This is a genomic window from Sulfitobacter sp. JL08 (genome assembly GCF_003352045.1).
Classification (GTDB): domain Bacteria; phylum Pseudomonadota; class Alphaproteobacteria; order Rhodobacterales; family Rhodobacteraceae; genus JL08.
In genome coordinates this window covers 3,194,138-3,212,653 of the sequence record NZ_CP025815.1, presented here as the reverse complement: position 1 = coordinate 3,212,653, position 18,516 = coordinate 3,194,138, and the positions used below count along the sequence as shown (strand labels likewise).

General features: G+C 55.6%; 19 protein-coding genes and 1 tRNA gene. 15 read left to right on the top strand and 5 right to left on the bottom strand.

Annotated features, from left to right (window positions below; genetic code table 11):
* Positions 1-1,031: 1,031 nt before the first annotated feature.
* Positions 1,032-1,991 carry an IS5 family transposase gene (locus C1J05_RS15835; RefSeq protein WP_114868636.1) on the bottom strand — a complete coding sequence of 320 codons (960 nt, stop codon included), beginning with the start codon at positions 1,989-1,991 and terminating at the stop codon, positions 1,032-1,034.
* Between the two features lie 352 nt (positions 1,992-2,343).
* Between C1J05_RS15835 and C1J05_RS15830 the strand changes: the two genes are divergently transcribed.
* Entirely contained in the window at positions 2,344-4,302 is a 1,959-nt protein-coding gene (locus C1J05_RS15830) for an autotransporter family protein (protein WP_162798110.1), read from the top strand.
* Between the two features lie 1,517 nt (positions 4,303-5,819).
* Here the strand turns inward: C1J05_RS15830 and C1J05_RS15820 are convergent.
* The 3 genes from C1J05_RS15820 to C1J05_RS15815 form a co-directional block, all read right to left on the bottom strand.
* On the bottom strand, positions 5,820-6,365 hold the full coding sequence (locus C1J05_RS15820) for a hypothetical protein (protein WP_114871093.1): 546 nt from the start codon (positions 6,363-6,365) through the stop codon (positions 5,820-5,822).
* A 104-nt stretch (positions 6,366-6,469) separates the two neighbouring features.
* Entirely contained in the window at positions 6,470-6,964 is a 495-nt protein-coding gene (locus C1J05_RS21575; protein WP_162798109.1) for a DUF6538 domain-containing protein, read from the bottom strand.
* A gap of 79 nt (positions 6,965-7,043) precedes the next feature.
* A tRNA-Thr gene (locus tag C1J05_RS15815) sits at positions 7,044-7,118 on the bottom strand.
* 110 nt (positions 7,119-7,228) lie between these two features.
* Here C1J05_RS15815 and C1J05_RS15810 point away from each other — a divergent pair.
* The 9 genes from C1J05_RS15810 (at position 7,229) to C1J05_RS15770 (ending at position 12,984) form a co-directional block, all read left to right on the top strand.
* Positions 7,229-7,447 carry a hypothetical protein gene (locus C1J05_RS15810; RefSeq protein WP_114871092.1) on the top strand — a complete coding sequence of 73 codons (219 nt, stop codon included), beginning with the start codon at positions 7,229-7,231 and terminating at the stop codon, positions 7,445-7,447.
* Positions 7,448-7,452: 5 nt separating this feature from the next.
* Positions 7,453-8,721 carry a UDP-N-acetylglucosamine 1-carboxyvinyltransferase gene (murA, locus tag C1J05_RS15805; RefSeq protein ID WP_114871091.1) on the top strand — a complete coding sequence of 423 codons (1,269 nt, stop codon included), beginning with the start codon at positions 7,453-7,455 and terminating at the stop codon, positions 8,719-8,721.
* Positions 8,718-9,197: a DUF2948 family protein gene (locus C1J05_RS15800; RefSeq protein ID WP_114871090.1), complete on the top strand. Its 480-nt coding sequence runs from the start codon at positions 8,718-8,720 to the stop codon at positions 9,195-9,197. The genes murA and C1J05_RS15800 overlap by 4 nt, the downstream gene beginning before the upstream one ends.
* Positions 9,194-9,688 carry a GNAT family N-acetyltransferase gene (locus C1J05_RS15795; RefSeq protein WP_114871089.1) on the top strand — a complete coding sequence of 165 codons (495 nt, stop codon included), beginning with the start codon at positions 9,194-9,196 and terminating at the stop codon, positions 9,686-9,688. Before C1J05_RS15800 ends, C1J05_RS15795 begins: the two co-directional genes overlap by 4 nt.
* Positions 9,689-9,751: 63 nt before the next feature.
* Positions 9,752-11,053 (top strand): histidinol dehydrogenase, encoded by a 1,302-nt coding sequence (gene hisD / locus C1J05_RS15790; RefSeq protein ID WP_114872372.1) that lies wholly within the window; start codon positions 9,752-9,754, stop codon positions 11,051-11,053.
* 13 nt (positions 11,054-11,066) lie between these two features.
* Positions 11,067-11,546: a UPF0262 family protein gene (locus C1J05_RS15785; protein ID WP_114872371.1), complete on the top strand. Its 480-nt coding sequence runs from the start codon at positions 11,067-11,069 to the stop codon at positions 11,544-11,546.
* 3 nt (positions 11,547-11,549) lie between these two features.
* Positions 11,550-12,008, top strand: a complete 459-nt coding sequence (locus C1J05_RS15780; RefSeq protein ID WP_114871088.1) for an arsenate-mycothiol transferase ArsC — start codon at positions 11,550-11,552, stop codon at positions 12,006-12,008.
* Positions 12,005-12,397: a ketosteroid isomerase-related protein gene (locus tag C1J05_RS15775; RefSeq protein WP_114871087.1), complete on the top strand. Its 393-nt coding sequence runs from the start codon at positions 12,005-12,007 to the stop codon at positions 12,395-12,397. Before C1J05_RS15780 ends, C1J05_RS15775 begins: the two co-directional genes overlap by 4 nt.
* On the top strand, positions 12,397-12,984 hold the full coding sequence (locus tag C1J05_RS15770; protein ID WP_114872370.1) for a GNAT family N-acetyltransferase: 588 nt from the start codon (positions 12,397-12,399) through the stop codon (positions 12,982-12,984). The genes C1J05_RS15775 and C1J05_RS15770 overlap by 1 nt, the downstream gene beginning before the upstream one ends.
* On the opposite strand, the gene C1J05_RS15765 is transcribed toward C1J05_RS15770, so the two are convergent.
* Complete coding sequence (locus tag C1J05_RS15765; protein ID WP_114871086.1) at positions 12,973-13,794, bottom strand: alpha/beta hydrolase; 822 nt, start codon at positions 13,792-13,794, stop codon at positions 12,973-12,975. The two genes, C1J05_RS15770 and C1J05_RS15765, sit on opposite strands and share 12 nt — an antisense overlap.
* A gap of 179 nt (positions 13,795-13,973) precedes the next feature.
* Here C1J05_RS15765 and C1J05_RS15760 point away from each other — a divergent pair, with 179 nt between their 5' ends.
* Genes C1J05_RS15760 through C1J05_RS15740 form a run of 5 tightly spaced genes read left to right on the top strand, consistent with a single transcriptional unit; the run spans position 13,974 to position 18,512 of the window.
* A complete protein-coding gene (locus C1J05_RS15760; protein ID WP_254684625.1) occupies positions 13,974-15,140 on the top strand; it encodes an ABC transporter substrate-binding protein in 1,167 nt (388 codons plus the stop codon).
* A gap of 58 nt (positions 15,141-15,198) precedes the next feature.
* Positions 15,199-16,125 carry a branched-chain amino acid ABC transporter permease gene (locus tag C1J05_RS15755; protein ID WP_114871084.1) on the top strand — a complete coding sequence of 309 codons (927 nt, stop codon included), beginning with the start codon at positions 15,199-15,201 and terminating at the stop codon, positions 16,123-16,125.
* 1 nt (position 16,126) lies between these two features.
* Positions 16,127-17,074, top strand: coding sequence for a branched-chain amino acid ABC transporter permease (locus tag C1J05_RS15750; RefSeq protein ID WP_114871083.1), 948 nt, complete (start codon positions 16,127-16,129; stop codon positions 17,072-17,074).
* The gene (locus C1J05_RS15745; RefSeq protein ID WP_114871082.1) at positions 17,071-17,817 is read left to right on the top strand and encodes an ABC transporter ATP-binding protein; all 747 of its coding nucleotides are present in this window, start codon (positions 17,071-17,073) and stop codon (positions 17,815-17,817) included. Before C1J05_RS15750 ends, C1J05_RS15745 begins: the two co-directional genes overlap by 4 nt.
* Entirely contained in the window at positions 17,814-18,512 is a 699-nt protein-coding gene (locus C1J05_RS15740) for an ABC transporter ATP-binding protein (protein WP_114871081.1), read from the top strand. The genes C1J05_RS15745 and C1J05_RS15740 overlap by 4 nt, the downstream gene beginning before the upstream one ends.
* Positions 18,513-18,516 lie beyond the last annotated feature (4 nt).

Genomic DNA, 18,516 nt, shown 5'->3' with positions numbered 1-18,516 from the left:
CCGCGACTGGGTCGCCGAAACCACCAACACGCCGCATGACGTAGCTGAAACCTGCCTTGGGCATATGGGAGGTAACGTTGGTAACGCTGACCCATTGTCGCCGAGGTTCGATAAGGCGCTACGGCTAGCAGGAACTCTTTGAGTTCAATTCGAAGGGAAGTAAAAACTCAAAATCTTTTTGATTGCGACTATTAACCCGCTTTTGGGTGCCGATTAACCAACAATGAGGATTCATCGACATGCCAGGTCCAGACCCGGATACGCTTTGGTTTGAAAGATATGATGGCAGACTGATAGCCAATTTTCAGCCCTACCTTTGGACTGGAAACACGGGGAACAGGAAATCCCGCGCAATAGCGATTATGCGGCGTATGCAGCGCGGTGACTGGCAGTGCCGATACTGCTTTGATGACCTACCGCACTGGCGTCGGGCGGATGCGCAATACTGCTGCGAAGGTTGCCGAAAACGCGCGGCAAGGGATAGGCGGCTACGGCGCGGTTAGGTTGAACATTTCGAATTTTTGGAAGCGCTCATGCGCGAAACGTTCATTTGGGCAGCTGCATACACGACGCAGACGGTGGTGCGCCATCAGGACGGCGGTTAGCGCCTCAGCAGACATCGATTAAAAGTCAGATGAACTGACGGGTCGAAAGGTAGACACTTGTTGCTTCGCGCACCGCGCTGATTGCCCAGCCTTCGGTTAAAAGTGCCCGTTCAACTTCTTCGATTGGGACCCCGCGAAATCGCTGCCAGATCAAGACGACCAACCGCGAAACAATCTCTTGTTTACTCATTACTAAACCTCAAACTCAACCAACTACACCTCTAGGATACCACCAAAACCGTTCGTTTCTGTCGCGTTCTGAGAAACAGATTGTTCATTATTAAGGAACGTCTGATCAACGCCTTCGGCTTCGCCGCCGTGCCGGCTTGAAGGTAGTTTGGGGCGTCAGACGTCCCATTTCCAGCGATTTTCCCGCTGTTTCGGCCGCCTGAGTGGCGGTTTCGGCGTTTTTGGGCAGACTCTGCCTCATGCTGCCAGCTTTCTCCGGGTCATGAACAGGTTGCCGAGGGCGAAGAGCGTGAACAGATGCGCCCGGTTCTTGGCCAGCCCACGGTAGCGCGTCTTCACGTGGCCGAACTGGCGCTTCAGGATCCGGAACGGGTGCTCAACCTTGGCCCGGACCTTTGCGATGATCCGGTTGATCTGCACGTCGAGCGGATCCAGTTCGCCACCTTTGGGTGCCTTGCGCATCACGCCCCAGAACCGGCCTGCATCCTTGGTGAAGGCCGCCTCTCGTTCGGAATGCACGTAGCCCTTGTCCGCCCAGACGGATGTTTCGTTGCCGTGCAGCAGTTCGTCCCAGACCTGGCTATCGTGGGTCTTGGCAGTGGTGGTCTCCAGGCTGTGGACGATGCCGCTGTCTGCATCGACGCCAACATGGGCCTTCATGCCGAAGTACCAGTCATTACCCTTCTTGGTGGATGACATCTCGGGATCGCGGGCCTTGGCTTCATTCTTGGTCGAGGACGGCGCATCGATGATCGTCGCATCCACCAACGTGCCAGAGCGCAGCGTGACGCCCTTGTCGGCAAGATAGGCATTCACCTCGGCAAACAGCTTCTCGGTCAGCTGATGCTTCTCCAGCAGGTGCCGGAAGTTCAGGATCGTTGTTTCGTCGGGGATGCGGTCATCGCCAAGCTCGATACCGGCAAACCGGCGCATGGCCTCGCTGTCATACAGGCTCTCTTCGGCCATCGGATCGCTCAGCGCGTACCAGCTCTGAAGGAAATACACTCGCAGCATCGTCTCCAGTGGCATCGGTGGCCGACCACCCTTTGACCCAACCTTCGGATAGTGCGGCTCGATCAGCGCCAACAGACGACCCCAAGGCACCACCGCATCCATCTCCGACAGGAACTTCTCGCGGCGCGTCACCTTCTTCTTCACCGCATCACCAAGGCCGGGAATGGCAGGCTGTTTGGGCATCGGCGGGCTCCTCTCTCATCCGCAGAAACCATACCAAATCAAGCCAAAATGGGGAAGTTCTTCAGAGATTCCTTAACTTAGAACCGCGAGAACTTCATTTAGCGCGATGTCAAAACTTTGCGCGATAGCCTCTTCACAAAAGCCATGACACATATAAATCCGTTCTCTTGCCGACCAGATCCATAATTAGCCAAATTTTCGACTAATTCTCGCTGTTGTTTTGGTTTACTGCCTAGTGGTCGCAACTTGATGGTACGGTAAGGCAGGGTAGCAAATGTCTAGTTATAAAATGCGCGTGTACAATAGGCTGTTTAACCGCGTTATTTCACGTTCCAGAGGCAAGGTAAGAACTTTGCGCGACAATAGTGTTGATTGTGGTGCAAGGCTGTTGGTATCGCTTTTCGTAGTATCGTTTAGCCCGTCTTCAGCGAAAGCAGCTTGTTCTCCCGCAGCGACCAACGGTCCCGACACCATCGTGTGCACTGGTAACACCTCGTCTCAGCTGAGGGCGCGCGGCGGTGATGACACCGTTACCATTTCGGCAGGTAGCACAAACACGGCGAGAATAGCACTTAATGGCGGTGACGATACATTCGTACTTGATGGAAATTTGCAGGCACGATTGGAAGGTGGATCTGGTGACGATACGGCTTGGCTGAATATCGGAAGCTCTATTGTCGGACAATTATTTATGGGGTCAGCCTCGGACAGCATAAATGTTGCTGCAGGCGCTGACATCTCGGGAGTTACTCGGTTCGATGGTGGCGACGGGCCTGTGGACACCATCACATTTCAGGGGGTGTCTGCAGGCATAAGTGGCGCGATTGTTCTAAACTGGGAAAACATAATCCTTGACGGAGGGACATTAAGCTTTGGCCCAACACTTTCTACTAGTTCAGTCGCCGGCAACGGTTTAATCCTGATTAACGATGCAACCTTGAATGCCGCGGGGGGCTTTTCTTTAACCGGCAATCTGAGCAACAGCGGCATTGTTTCTATGAACGATGGAACTGCGGGCGATATTTCAGGGGTAAGCGCAGACTACGCCGGTGGTGGCCAACTGTTTGTTGATGTCGATTTTGCTACAGATACGTCTGATACACTTGTTATCGGAGGGAACGTGACCGGCGCTGCAACGGCGGTCACTCTGACAAATGCCTCGACTGGGGTCGAAACTGGCAATGACATATTGGTCATCGACGTTGCGGGCACAACCGCACTGGGTGACTTTACTCTATCGGGCGGAGCATATTCCGTCGGCGCATTCCGGTACAATCTGGATTTGCAGGGCAGTCAATGGTTTTTGTCAAATATTGGGGCCAATGGAACAGGCGCAGTTTACGAGGCGGCACCCGACGCTCTTCTCAGGTTTTCTTCGATCCCAACTTTGGACCAACGGGTAAGCCAACGCCAATCGTTGGGCAAAGCTAATAGTAGTAATTCAACGTCCCCTGCAGAAGGGGCCTGGCTTCGCATCCATGGCCGCAAATTTGATATCGCGCCCCAGCAAAGCACCAGTGGTAACACGTATGATGGCAATATTTGGGGCGTTCAAATCGGTGTTGATACCCAAAGCATTGAGGGTGGAAATGGTCATTGGGTATTTGGTCTAACCGGCCAGTTTGGCAAGCTTGATTCCACGGCTGCGAACGGTCTGGGTAGTGGCAATATTTATGCTGAAGGATACGGGATTGGCGCAACTGCGACATGGTATGCTGATCAAGGAAGCTACTTGGACGCGCAAGCTCAGATCAACTGGATCGATAGCGAAATCTCGTCTTCAACAAGCGGTTCACTTGTAAACGGACACAGTTCCACGGCCTATGCGTTGAGTATCGAGGGCGGGCACCGGATCAAAATGGGTTCACAAAACGCTCTGATTCCGCAGGCTCAGTTGACGTGGGGCCACTTGGACGGGGGTCGTTTTACAGACACCGCAGGGGACACCGTAAATCTGGGTTCGACTGAAAGTCTGCTTGGGCGGATTGGACTGGCTTATGAGTATGAATACGACGGAGCATCTTCTGGCACAGGCAGCTCTACTGCTGGACCCGATCAGGACCGCAAGAGAGTTTACGTTATAGGTAACATCCTGCACGATTTTTCTGGGACAAGTTCGGTGAACGTCTCTGGAGCCAACCTAAGCGCGAAAAATGAGTCGACCTGGGCCGAGCTGGGTGTTGGAGGTTCCATTGTCTGGGACGAAAATATGGCCCTTTTTGCGGAAGGGTCCTACCGGACCGAAATCAGTGGAAATTTAGGGAACAATCAAGGTGTTGGTCTTACTGCGGGCTTTCGTATGACTTGGTGAAGGCTTTCGCCAGTCTTTCACTTATTTGGATAACCTTACCTATTCAAAACGTTGGCGGTCTTGAACGCCAACGCGATGAGCGGTCATTTGAGCATCCGCGGTGAGTGTCTGTTTTGTCCGGCGGTTTCAACGGGTCGACGCAACGCATGCATTGAAACGGTCGGCGGGTGTTTCGTAGTTGAGCGTCTTTCAAGGTCATTCGTTGAGCTACCTTGCGACGACGCTCATGCACTGGCAAACATATCACCGTCTCGTTGCAGAATTGGATGAATGGGACCGCAAAAGTGATGGAGGTTTTGCTTCTTACATTTCTCAGCGTTTGGGGCGACTTAAACCGCTCCAATGAAAACCTTAAGGGTGGACAGTAGGGTGGATAAAGCTCACACTAAATTAGGAAAATAATTTTAAAACAATTACTTAGTATGTTTTAGTGGTGCTGTGAGAGAGGATTGAACTCTAGTTGTTTCAATTTATCATATTGATTAATATAGATAAAAAATCTCGTAGTGCAATCCTTGTGTAGGAGTCTTGTGGGGGGAAGTTTTGACAGGCTACGTGTAAAATCGGCACCATTGTAGCGATTGTATCAAGCCTCCCAGTTATCCTTACCTTGGTCGAGAAGTGAGAAGCGCAGTTTGCCAGCGCACAGAGCAATTCAGGTGCACCTGAGTAGGGCCGTTGCGGCATTCTGCCCTGAAGGAATTTCGTAGAGCACCAGTGGAGGACGTGAGGCGCGTTTCAGGGAGTTCGCGAAATTGGTCGAGAACGCTACACTGTAGGTAGGGATTTCAGAAATGCTGCGTAGCCGAAACACTATCGCACGAACATTTTATCAAGACAGTTTTCGGCCAGAAGTGCGCACGCTTTCTCAAGGTCTTCGCCAATGTGTCTCAAGACCCTTCCACGCGAGTGCGGATAGACGTGTATTTCCTGTGTCCATGAACCGCTCCCATCGAGGCGATCTTGGGTCCATTTATTGTGGCTTCCTGACGCCATCCTGTGGACGACCTTTGCGGCTTGCACCCTTTTGTATTCTGGCCGCCAATCCGGTTGCGTGTCTGACTTGATCACCATCTCGACGGCCAACCAAACCGACACCACCTTTACGGGGTCGACCCCAGATGTCCTTAATCTGGCCCAATGCGCCCAAGCGCGCTGCCTTGGCTTCAACCCTCGCAACCTGAATGCTTCCACGTGAGGTCCAGCGGTTTGATACAACTGCTTAACCGCTGCGACCGCATTTTGAACCCAAGCATCTTCTCGGTTTTCTTCAAGCCACTTGAGAGCGACTTTTCGGAACGGGTTTAGCTCGCTTGCCTTGTAGCTTGGTTTGAACAGTGACCCATGACGTTGGTAGTGATCATGGTGTTTTCGACAGTAAAGTCTTCCAAGGCCGTCTGAAGTTCCCGCACGTGCCGGATTGGGGCAACCAACAGCACGACATTGAGAATACATGCTATTGGGCTGTGATGCCCGCTGCTTAACGTCTTCCTTGCGTTTTTTGCGCCTCGCAAAGTTCATAGCTTTACCATGCGCGACTTCGCGCCGCGACCACGTCCAGCGATGTAGTTGACCTTGATAGTGGCTAAGTCTTTTGTCAGCGGGTGATCTGCAACCCGCAACGCCTTGGCTACGCTTTCTTTCCAAAGGCTGTCGCTCAGGTCCAAGTCCGACTTGATCTTCGCAACTGCATATTCGCCGGGAGATTGGTTTTGCATGTATGCCAACAGGGCTTCGTGGGCTGAACCTTTACGTATCTTTGACTTCTGCTTGAGCGATTCATCAAGGACAAAGCCCCAGTCTTTCGTGCGAATGTGCGGCATCTCCATTTCGATTGCGTGCAATACGGCCTCTCCCGCTACCCCCTCAGGCAACAGGATAAATACATCGGTCGGTGAACAGTTTCCGGCACTGTCGATTACCTTTCGACACTGAACTCGGTTGATTGCCTGAATGACAGATACCGAGATTTGGCGAATTTGCATTTCCCCGCGCACGTCCGCGTGCTCCTCAAACTCAGGCTCTCTAAACCATTCGTCTTCTTGCCTTCCTCGGAACGCCATAAAGGTGTTGTTGGCCCAGATGGGATTGCGGAATGATAGACCGAACAGAACGGCTACATCGCAATCCTTCCAATCATTGCGTCCATCAATCGCCCCCCAGTGTCCTATGTCGAACCTTGCGAACTTCGGGTCGAACGTCTTGGCGAAAGGCTCAACGGCTTTATGGCAACACAGGAAAACCTTGCGGTCACTTGATAGGTTGCTTTCAAGGTCCTCAATGAGCCTTGTAATACGGTCCTTAGCTTCGCATCATCAGTTCCCGCCTGAGAATTCAAGCGTTGGACCTGTTGCCAAATCACAGTTTCTCCGGGTTCGTTCTCTAAGGATGCCATCACATTGTCATAGACCCGACCAGCCAGACTCACGATGCGTTTCAGAGGCAGAGGTTCGGGCTTGGCTCTTAAAGCCGCCCAGCGCTTCTGAACAACCGCGTATTCCGCTGCAAAGCGTTCTTTGGCCTCACTCGGCTCTCGTGTTCGCAGCGACTTTGAAACCTCCGCTTGTCCGTATTTTGCCACAAGGTCCACCGGAACGCGCACCCGAAGGTAGTAGATGCCACTCTTTTTGTCTTTGATTGGTGTAGGCATGATGAGGGCCACTGTGTAGGTCTCCCGTGTAGGAGTTCCGTCCTTTAAGTAGCTGTTTTCCTTTATATATCTGATAATACATGAGAAAGGATGGTGCTGTGAGAGAGGATTGAACTCTCGACCTCACCCTTACCAAGGGTGTGCTCTACCACTGAGCTACCACAGCATCTTGCATTCGGGGCAGCGCCCGAACGATTTGGCGGGTGATTAGACGCAAATCACCGGTCACGCAAGCGCAATCTGGACCCTTTCGGGGCGGTGCTATAGACATCGGCTATGGCAAACAAAAAACCCTCTGACCGCAACGCAAAACCGGGGCCGGCACCAAAACAATCGCGCGAAGACAGGCTGAAGTCGGCGCTCAAGGAAAATCTGGCGAAGCGCAAAGCACAAATGCGGGCCAGAAATGCGGTGCAAAACACAGAGAAAACCGATAACGGCGCAAACATAACACGCCCGGCGCAGCAGGACATGGCCGGAAAACCCGAGGAATAGAGCAGATGGATTCAATTGTAGTGACTGGCAACGGCCCGTTGAAAGGAAAAATTCCGATCGCGGGTGCCAAAAACGCCTGTCTGACTCTGATGCCGGCAACCTTGCTGAGTGAAGAGCCCCTGACCCTGACCAACACGCCGCGATTGAGCGATATTAAGACCATGACGGAATTGCTGGCGTCACTGGGTGCTGAAGTCACTCAGTTGCAGGATGGTCAGGTGTTGGCAATGTCGAGCCACGATATCAACAACCACACGGCACACTATGATATCGTACGCAAAATGCGCGCGTCGATCCTTGTTCTGGGGCCGATGCTGGCGCGCGACGGCCATGCCATCGTTTCCTTGCCGGGCGGATGCGCCATCGGCGCGCGCCCGGTTGATCTGCATCTGAAGGCACTGGAAGCATTGGGCGCAGAACTGGATCTGAAAGACGGTTATGTGCATGCCAAGGCCATGAAGGGATTGCGTGGCGGCACAATCAATTTCCCGATCGTATCGGTTGGCGCAACCGAAAATGCGCTTATGGCGGCCACGCTGGCCAAGGGAACGACCGTGATCAACAACGCGGCCCGTGAACCTGAAATCGTGGATCTTGCCACCTGTCTGCGCAAGATGGGGGCACAGATCGAAGGGGACGGTACATCGACAATCACAATTCAGGGCGTGGACCGTTTGAACGGCGCGACCCATCCCGTCGTGACCGACCGGATTGAATTGGGTACCTACATGCTGGCCCCAGCGATCTGTGGCGGAGAGGTGGAACTGCTGGGTGGCCGGATGGATCTGCTGGCTGCGTTTTGTGAAAAGCTGGACCAGGCCGGTATCGACGTGAGCGAAACACAAACGGGGCTGGTGGTGCGCCGGCGTGACGACGTGATCAAGGCGGTTGATGTGGTCACCGAACCATTCCCCGGGTTCCCGACAGATTTGCAGGCGCAGATGATGGCGTTGCTTTGCACGGCAGACGGCACTTCGGTTCTGGAAGAAAAGATCTTTGAAAATCGCTTTATGCATGCGCCCGAGCTCATACGGATGGGGGCCAGGATCGATGTGCACGGCGGCACGGCCCGCGTGACCGGTGTCAAGCAACTGAAAGGCGCGCCGGTGATGGCCACTGATCTGCGGGCGTCGGTATCGCTTATTCTGGCGGGTTTGGCGGCGCAGGGTGAAACCGTTGTCAGCCGGGTCTATCATTTGGATCGCGGGTATGAACATGTGGTGCGCAAGCTCGAAGGTGTCGGCGCCAGAATAGAACGGATCAAAGACAAGTGACACAGGACGCAACATTCGAAGACGGACGCGAAGCGCCGCTGAACCTTGGCGGGCTGGACGCCGAAGATCTCAAGGTGATTTCATCACTGGCGCAGGATGCAGTATTTCCGATCACTGAAATGACCTGGCGTGCGGCGGATCGCCGGTTTGCCGTGTTGCTGAACCGATTTCGCTGGGAAGATGCCGATGCAGCCAAGGCGCGTAAACGGAAGGTTGAACGTGTCCAATCGCTTTTGGTGATCGATCAGGTGCTGAATGTCGCGTCGCAGGGCATTGACCGGTCAGACAAGGATACAATCCTGTCGCTTTTGTCCGTGACGTTCGAACCGGGTGCGGATGGGGCGGGGTACGTGGGCTTGACTTTGGCAGGTGACGGCGCGATCAGGCTTGAAGTCGAAGCCTTGGATGTATCGCTGCGCGATGTGACGCGGCCCTATCTGGCACCCTCAAAGAAAGTACCGGATCACCCTTTATGATCATTCGACGCCTGACTGCGGACGATCTGGCGGACTGGCGGGACATCAGGCTTGAAGCCTTGCAGCGATTGCCCGAGGCGTTCTTGACCACATACGCCGAGGAACGTCAGAAAAAAGATGCCGATGTGTCAAAGATGCTGGATCAGGGGTGCGTACTAGGTGCGTATTCGGATCGGGATCTGGCGGCGGTCTTGTCACTGGATCCTGAAACCAGAACGGCACTGGCGCACCGGGCATGGATAAATGCGGTTTATGTGCGTCCGGACTGGCAAGGCAGCGGCGCGGCGCATCAACTGCTGAACGCGGCGATCATTCAGGCGAAAGCCCGCGGAATTGTCCAGCTTGAACTCTACGTCGCATGTGACAATCCGCATGCGATCCGGTTTTACGAACGCGCGGGATTTGTACTGGCGGGGCGTATGCCGCGGGCCGTGCGCCTGGCTGACCGGTATCAGGACGATCTGCATTATGTGCTGAAGATTGACGCATAGCGCCTTGCGGGCTTGAGCCTGCAAGTGCGGCCCGCTATGTCCCCCCTGAACAGCGGAGCGATCATGCCAGTTTTTCTGAACTTTTCCGAACCCGATTTTGAGGCACATTTTGCGGACCTGTTGGGCGCCAAGCGCGAGGACAGCCCGGACGTTGATGCCACGGTTGCAGACATCATCGCGGATGTGCGCACGCGTGGGGATGCTGCGCTGATCGAACTGACAGCCAGATTTGATCGTTTGCAGCTTTCGCCGGACACGCTTGCCTTTACCAAGGGCGAGGTGGACGCCGAATGCGCCAAAGTCGCGCCGCAAGACCGCGCGGCGCTGGAACTGGCGGCAGAACGTATCGATGCCTATCATCGGCGGCAGATGCCCGAAGATGCCAGTTGGACCGATCCAACCGGTGCACAGCTTGGGTGGCGCTGGACACCGGTAAGTGCCGCCGGACTTTATGTACCCGGTGGTATTGCCTCATACCCGTCTTCGGTGCTGATGAATGCTATCCCTGCAAAGGTCGCGGGGGTTGAACGGTTGGCCATTGTGGTGCCGACACCGGATGGCAAGACCAATCCGCTGGTTTTGCAGGCCGCACGCCTTGCCGGTGTTGATGAAATCTACCGCATTGGCGGGGCGCAGGCGATTGCCGCACTGGCTTACGGAACTGAAACGATTGCGCCCGTGGACAAGATCACCGGGCCGGGAAATGCCTATGTGGCGGCCGCCAAACGGCGCGTGTTCGGCAAGGTCGGCATTGATATGATCGCGGGACCGTCGGAAATTCTGGTGATCGCGGATGGCGATAACAATCCGGACTGGATCGCGCTTGATCTGATGTCGCAGGCCGAACACGACGAAAGTGCGCAGTCGATCCTGATCACGACGGATGCGGGGTTCGGTAAGTCGGTTGCAGATTCCGTTGCGAAACGGCTTGAAACGCTGGAACGGCGCGCGATCGCCGGGGCAAGCTGGCGGGATTTCGGGGCTGTGATCGCCGTACCTGATCTGGCAACGGCGGCAGCACTTTCCAACCGGATCGCGCCGGAACATCTTGAATTATGTGTGGCTGACCCCGACGCGCTGGCCGCTGACATCACCCATGCGGGGGCGATTTTTCTGGGCCAGTGGACGCCCGAGGCTATCGGCGATTATGTCGGCGGGCCGAACCATGTGCTGCCCACCGCCCGATCCGCACGGTTTTCATCGGGTCTGTCCGTTATGGATTTCCTGAAGCGCACAACACTCGCGCGGATGACACCGGAAAGTTTGCGTGCTATCGGGCCTTCAGCCGAGCGGCTGGCCCGTTCAGAAAGTCTTGAGGCGCACGGTTTGTCTGTGCGGGCGCGCTTGGATCACTTGAATGACTGAAAATGTACTTGATATGACCCGTATTTCGCAAATCGAGCTGGATGATTCCGGCCTGCCGCCCCCCACGCCAGAGATTGAACAGGAACGCAAGGTCGCCATGTTCGACCTGCTGGAAAGCAACAGTTTTTCTCTTCCGGCGCGCACGGACCGTCCGGTGCCCGATGGCCCGTACCATCTGGGGCTGGCCATCCGTGATAAACGTCTGGTGTTTGACGTGCAGACCGAAGCGCGCGAACCGGCGGCTGAATTTCATCTGTCGCTTGGACCGTTCCGGCAGGTTGTCAAAGACTACTTCCAGATCTGCGAAAGCTATTTTGATGCGGTCAAGAATCTGCCGCCCAGCCAGATCGAAACCATCGATATGGCGCGGCGCGGCATCCACAACGAAGGCAGTCGCGTTTTGCAGGAACGTCTGGAAGGCAAGGCAGATGTGGATACAGATACCGCGCGCCGCCTGTTCACCCTGATTTGCGTCCTGCATTTCGGAGGTTGAACGTTGGATCCGCTGCCACAATCCGTTTTGTTTTGTTGCGACCACAATGCCGTGCGGTCTCCGATGGCCGAAGCGATCATGAAAAAGTTCTACGGGACCGGGACGTATGTGCAATCTGTCGGCGTGAAGAATGATCTGGAAATTGACGGTTTTTCGATCGCGGTCTGTCAGGAAATCGACGTGGAACTGTCGCGCCACCGGTCGCGATCTTTTGATGAAATGGAACAATGGGGTGATGATCTTTCGTCCTTTGATCTGGTGGTGGCGCTGTCGCCCGCATCACAGCGCCGCGCGCTTGATCTTACGCGCGTGTTCCATCTGGATGTCGAATACTGGCCCATTCTGGACCCCACCGGTCTGGGCGAAACACGCGAAGCCAAGCTGGACAGTTACCGGCAGGCCCGCGATCAGATCATTGAAAAACTGCAGGCCCGCTGGGGGCCACCAACGGAGGGACCATGAGCGACGTTATCAAACGGTATTTCGCCGCCTTTAATCTGGGCGATGTTGAAAGCATGCTGGACTGCGTGTCCGACGATGTGGCGCATCACGTAAACGAGGGCCAGATCCGGCGTGGCAAGGACGCATTCGCGGAATTCTGCGCCCATATGAACCGCTGTTACAAAGAAGAACTGACCGATATCGTTGTGTTCGAGGCCGATGGCGGTACCCGTGGCGCAGCCGAATTTACCGTCAACGGCACTTACCTTGAAACCGATAGTGGACTGCCCGAGGCTAAGGGTCAGCGTTACAAGCTGCCGGGCGGGTCGTTCTTTGATATGGCAGACGGTAAAATCACCCGCGTGACGACCTATTACAATCTGGCCGACTGGATCCGGCAGGTGTCTTGATTGACGTTCGCACCCTGACCGGTCCGGCGCTCGGGTCTGCGCTGGATGATGTGGCAACCTTGCGGATCAGGGTGTTTCGTGACTGGCCATATCTTTACGATGGCGATCACGAATATGAGCGTAATTATCTGCAGGTCTACCGCGACGATCCCCGTTCCATTCTGGTGGGTGCATTTGACGGAACGCGTCTGATCGGCGCATCAACCGGCGGGCCGCTTGTCAGCCATGCCAGCGATTTCGCCGATGCGTTTCAGGACAGCGGCATAGACCTTGAAACGGTGTTTTATTGTGCGGAATCCGTTCTTTTGCCGGCTTATCGCGGGCAGGGTATCGGTCACGCGTTCTTTGATCAGCGCGAGGTACATGCCCGCGCGCTGGGGTTTGAAAACGTCGCGTTCTGTGCGGTGATGCGCCCTGCCGATCATCCGGCGCGTCCGCCCGATTACCGGGCGCTGGATACGTTCTGGCGGGGCAGGGGATATGCGCCACTGGATGGTGTGATTGCAAAGTTTTTCTGGAAAGACATTGGCGAACCTGAACAGACCGCCAAACCGCTGCAATTCTGGATGCGGTCGCTAAAATCCTGAATCGCCCAGCAATGCCTTGCACAGCGGGCTGTTCACATCGGCCAGACCGTCAATCACATTGAAATGGTGCCTGTCGGGTTCTGCAATCGCCTGTGTGCTGGCGCCCAGCCCCTTCCAGATATTGGGCAACAGATCATTCTGGCGCAGGAATTCGGACCGTTCCGATTGTCCGACCCAACAGGTCAGCGGGATACCACCGCGCGGTGTACACAGGGCAGGGCTTTGGCGGGTGGCCTCGTCTGGTGTTAACCGGATCGCATCATTCAGTTTCGTGCGCAAAAGCGGGCGCAGATCGTGCAGGCCCGAAATCGAAACCACATGCCGGACCCGGTCTGCAACGTCATTTGACAGCGGGCTGTCGTCACACATCAGGCGGGTGACAATGTGCCCACCTGCGGAATGGCCGGTCAATCGCACCGGCCCGGCCACCTGGCCTGCCGCATGTTCGACCGCGCTTGCGATCTGGGCAACGATGCCTGTCACGCTGGTGTCGGGGCACAAGGTATAAGACGGCATTACAACAGCCCACCCCGCAGCCACAGGCCCCGCTGCAAGGTTGGACCAATAAGATTTGTCCAGCCGCACCCAAAACCCGCCATGTACGAAAACGACCAGCCCTTTTGGCGCATCTTCGGGCAGAAACAGATCGTAGGCTTCACGCGGGTCTGCACCATAAGCTATGTCCAGTTGGCCGCGCGCCTGATCACGGAATTTCTGCGCAGGCGCGACCCACGCGGCGGGCCAATTGTCGCCTCCGGGAATGTTGGCGGCGTTCGCGTAGGCATCGTCCCAATCGGTGATATTGAACATGTAAAGGCTTTCCGCTGGCTGGCAATAAGTTTGAGGCTTAGATATTTTATACTCAAAATAATACTTGATTGAAAAGACGAGTTATGACGAAGATGGGTGGACCTTTCGTTTGAAAGAACAGAATGTCGTATCCGGAAGACGGATAAACCAATGGGGAGTAAACCAAAATGTCACAAAAGATGACCAGAATTACAACAACACTGACAGCGGCAGCGCTTGGCGTTGGCCTTGCCAGCGGCGCTTTTGCCGAAAACCTTAAAATCGGCATGGTTGTCACGCTGTCCGGCCCTCCGGGTGCGCTGGGCAAACAGGCGGCGGATGGCTTTGCCCTCGCGCTTGAGGAAAAAGGCGGCAAGCTGGGCGGCCAGACGGTCGAGATGTTTGTCGAAGATGACGAGCTGAAACCTGATGTCGCGCTGTTGAAGGCCAAGAACCTGATTGAACGTGAAGAAGTTGATATCGTAGTCGGTACGATTTTTTCCAACATGCTTCAGGCGATCTTCAAGCCGGTCGTGGAATCCGAAACATTTCTGATCAGCCCCAATGCGGGCCCGTCCACGTTCGCCGGTAAGAACTGTAATCCGTATTTCTTTGTGACGTCCTATCAGAACAACCAGAACGCCGAAGTTGCGGGCATGATCGCCAATTCAAAGGGATATGAAAACGTCTTTGTCATGGTGCCCAACTATCAGGCTGGCCGCGACAACGTCGAAGGGTTCAAAAGCACGTTCAAGGGCAATGTCGTAACCGAAGTGTTCACGCCGCTTGGCCATCAGGATTTCTCGGCCGAACTGGCGCAGATTTCCACATCGGACGCGGACGCGCTGTTTACGTTCATGCCGGGCGGCATGGGGGTGCGACTGGTCAAACAGTTCGCCGGCGCGGGCCTCAAGGACAAGATGGATTTCATGTCGGTGTTCACGACCGATGAAACCACTTTGCCGGGACAGCAGCAGGATGCGGTCGGATTTCTTGCGGCAGGCAACTGGGCCCCTGATATGGACAACGCCGCCAACAAGGCATTCGTTGACGCATTCGAGGCGAAATACGATTACGTTCCCGGTGGTTATGCGATGCAGGCCTATGATACGGCCATGCTGATTGACAGTGCCGTATCCAAAGTGGGCGGCGATATGTCGAACAAGGACGCGGTGCGCGAGGCGTTGAAAGCGGCTGACTTTACGTCGGTGCGCGGTGATTTCGCATTCAGCAACAACCACTATCCGGTGCAGGATTTCCACATGCTGCAAGTGGTGGAACGGGCTGATGGCAAATTCCATACATCCTACATGGAAACCATGATCGAAGACTATTCCGACAGCTTCAAGCAAGACTGCGCAATGTAACTCTGAATTGGCCCTCCGGATCGTCCGGGGGGCCAATCCTTGACAGAGGCATGGTGTCTTGTCCTTTTCCCTTCTTCTGATTCAATGCCTGAACGGGCTGCAATACGGCGTGTTGCTGTTTCTAATCGCGGCGGGCCTTACTCTGGTTTTCGGGGTGATGGGATTTATCAATCTGGCGCATGGAGTGCAGTACATGGTGGGGGCCTATCTGGCCTTCGCGTTTTACGGGCTGACCGGAAATTTCTTTCTGGCGCTGGTGTTATCCCTGATTGTCGCGCTGATCTTTGGTCTGTTGCTGGAAGTGCTGGTGTTCCGACACTTATATGATCGCGACCATCTGGATCAGGTGCTGGCCACGTTCGGGATCATCCTGTTTCTGAACGAAGCGGCCAAGGTTATCTTTGGCCCGCTGACACTGACGATACCGCCGCCCGAATTCCTGTCAGGATCAGTGCAACTGACCGAAAACCTGCGCTATCCGGTGTATCGTTTTGCGACCATCGCCGCCGGTCTGACCGTTGCGATCGCATTGTGGGCAATTGTCACCCGCACCCGCGTGGGCATGTTGATCCGCGCCGGGGCCAGCAACCCCACGATGGTGTCGGCGCTTGGCGTGAACATCCAGCGTTTGTTTATGGTGGTGTTCGGGTTTGGCGCGATGCTGGCCGGGTTTGCCGGCGTGATTGCGGCACCGATCTTTTCCATCGAACCGGGTATGGGCGACAACATTCTGATCGTGGCGTTTGTCGTCATAATCATTGGCGGGATCGGATCCATTCGCGGCGCGTTTATTGCGGCGCTGCTGGTTGGGTTGATCGACACGATGGGCCGCAGCCTTGCCACCAGCACGCTCAGTCTGGTTCTTGACGGTTCCATGGCCAACCAGATCGGACCGGCGCTGGCGTCGATGCTGATCTATATCCTGATGGCCGCCATCCTGATCGTGCGCCCCGAAGGTCTTTTTCCGACGAAAGGGGCGGCCTGAAATGGATCGCTCTGTCCTGATTGCAGCTGTGATCTTTGCGATTTTGCTGGCGGCACCGGTTCTGGCGAACCAGTTTGGCGGCAGCTATCTTTTGTCCCTTCTGATCAAGGCGATGTTGCTGGCCATCGCGGCACTGTCGCTTGATCTGTTGATCGGGCAGGGCGGTATGGTCAGTTTCGGGCACACGGCCTTTATCGGGCTGGGGGCTTATGTCACTGGCATCGGACTGGAAGAAGGGATTGATAATATCCTGATCCTGTTGCTGATCACGCTGTTGGTCAGCGGGCTGTTCGCCCTGATCACCGGCGCGCTCGCGTTGCGCACATCGGGCGTTTATTTCATCATGATCACTCTGGCCTTCGGGCAGATGGCGTATTTTACATTTACGTCCCTTGCGGCCTATGGCGGCGATGACGGGCTGACCTTGTGGAGCATGGCAGAGCTGTTTGGTACCGATATCGTCCAGAACGGTGGCGGGTTGTATTTCATTATCGTGGGCGCGCTGATCGGCACCTGGTGGCTGGTTCACCGGATTGCGGGGTCACGCTTTGGCCGGGTCTTGCGCGCGGCCAAGGAAAACCCGGGACGTACCGAAGTTATGGGGTTTTCGGTCTTCCGCTACCGCCTGATCGCCTATGTGATCGCCGGCATGATCGCCGGTGTGTCTGGTCTGTTGATGGCGCAGCATACCGAATTCATCAGCCCCGCCATTTCGACATGGCAGAAATCCGGTGAACTGATCGTTGTTGTCGTCCTTGGCGGCATGGGCACCCGTAACGGTGCCATTCTGGGCGCGTTCTTTTTTGTTCTGGTCGAAGAATTCCTGGGCGGCCTGTTCCACGAATGGAAGCTGATTTTCGGCCCGCTATTGGTGCTGATGGTGCTGTATGCGCGCGGCGGTCTGTCGGACCTTCTTAAGGTGCGCAGCAAAAAGGCCGCTGCAACATGAGCGTGCTGATCATTGAAAATCTGAACAAATCGTTCGGATCGGTGAATGTCACGAACAACGTGTCGCTCAGCGTGGATGAGGGAGAGTGTCACGCGCTGATCGGGCCGAACGGTGCGGGCAAAACCACCCTGATCCACCAGATATCCGGCGTTCTGTCGCCCGACAGCGGACATGTGCGCTTTGATGGCCATGATGTGACCCATCTGCCCGTGTGGCAACGGGTTCAGGCCGGGCTAAGCCGCACATTCCAGATCACCTCGATCATTCCGTCGTTTTCGGTGCTCGAAAACGTGGCTCTCGCGGTGCAGGCCAAACAGGGGTCCAGCCTGCGGTTCTTCAAACCGGCGCGGGATGAAAAGGCGCTGAACGATGCTGCGATGCAGGCCATTTCGGATATCGGACTGGCCGACCGGGCCGATATGGCCGCACAGGATCTGTCGCATGGCGAACGCCGGTTGCTGGAACTGGGGATCGCATTGGCTGGCCGGCCGAAATTTCTGTTGCTGGATGAACCGATGGCCGGGCTGGGGCGCGCCGAAAGCGAAACGCTGATCGGTATTCTGGACGCATTGCGCCGCGATATCCCGATGCTGCTGGTCGAACACGATATGGATGCAATATTCCGGCTGGCCGATGTGGTGTCGGTGCTGGTCGATGGCGTGGTGGTTGCCCGTGGCACGCCGGACGAGGTGCGCCAAGACCCTGCTGCACGCGCGGCCTATCTGGGAGACAGCGCGGCATGACCGGTTTTGTCGAGATATCGGGCCTTTGCGCGGGCTATGGTGCGGCAAAGGTTCTGTTTGATGTGTCGATGTCTTTGCCCAAAGGGCAGGTCACAACCCTGATGGGGCGCAATGGCATGGGCAAGACAACGACTGTGCGGTGTATCATGGGCCTACTGAAACCGACTGCAGGGCACATCGCGATTGCCGGACAGGACATGACAGGCGCACAGCCCTTTGATATTGCACGCGCCGGTCTGGGGCTGGTGCCCGAAGGGCGGCAGGTTTTTCCAACACTCAGCGTCAGTGAAAATCTGCGCGCCACGGCACGCGGGTTGCTGGGCTGGAACGAAGAAAAAGTCTATCAGGCGTTTCCGCGTCTGGCCGAACGCAAACGCAATCTGGGGCGCGAATTGTCGGGTGGTGAACAACAGATGCTGGCCATCGGGCGGGCACTGATGACGAACCCGGAATTGCTGATCCTGGACGAGGCGACCGAAGGTCTGGCCCCGCTGATCCGTGCCGAGATCTGGGACATGCTGGCGCATCTGAAATCCCAAGGTCTGTCGATCCTGCTGATCGACAAGAACCTTGATGAGTTGTCGCGCATTTCCGATCATTACTATGTGATCGAAAAGGGCGAAATCGTGTGGTCGGGCGATCATACGAGATTTGCCGATGCCCGTAGCGAAGTCGAAGGGTACCTGCACTTGTAAACGC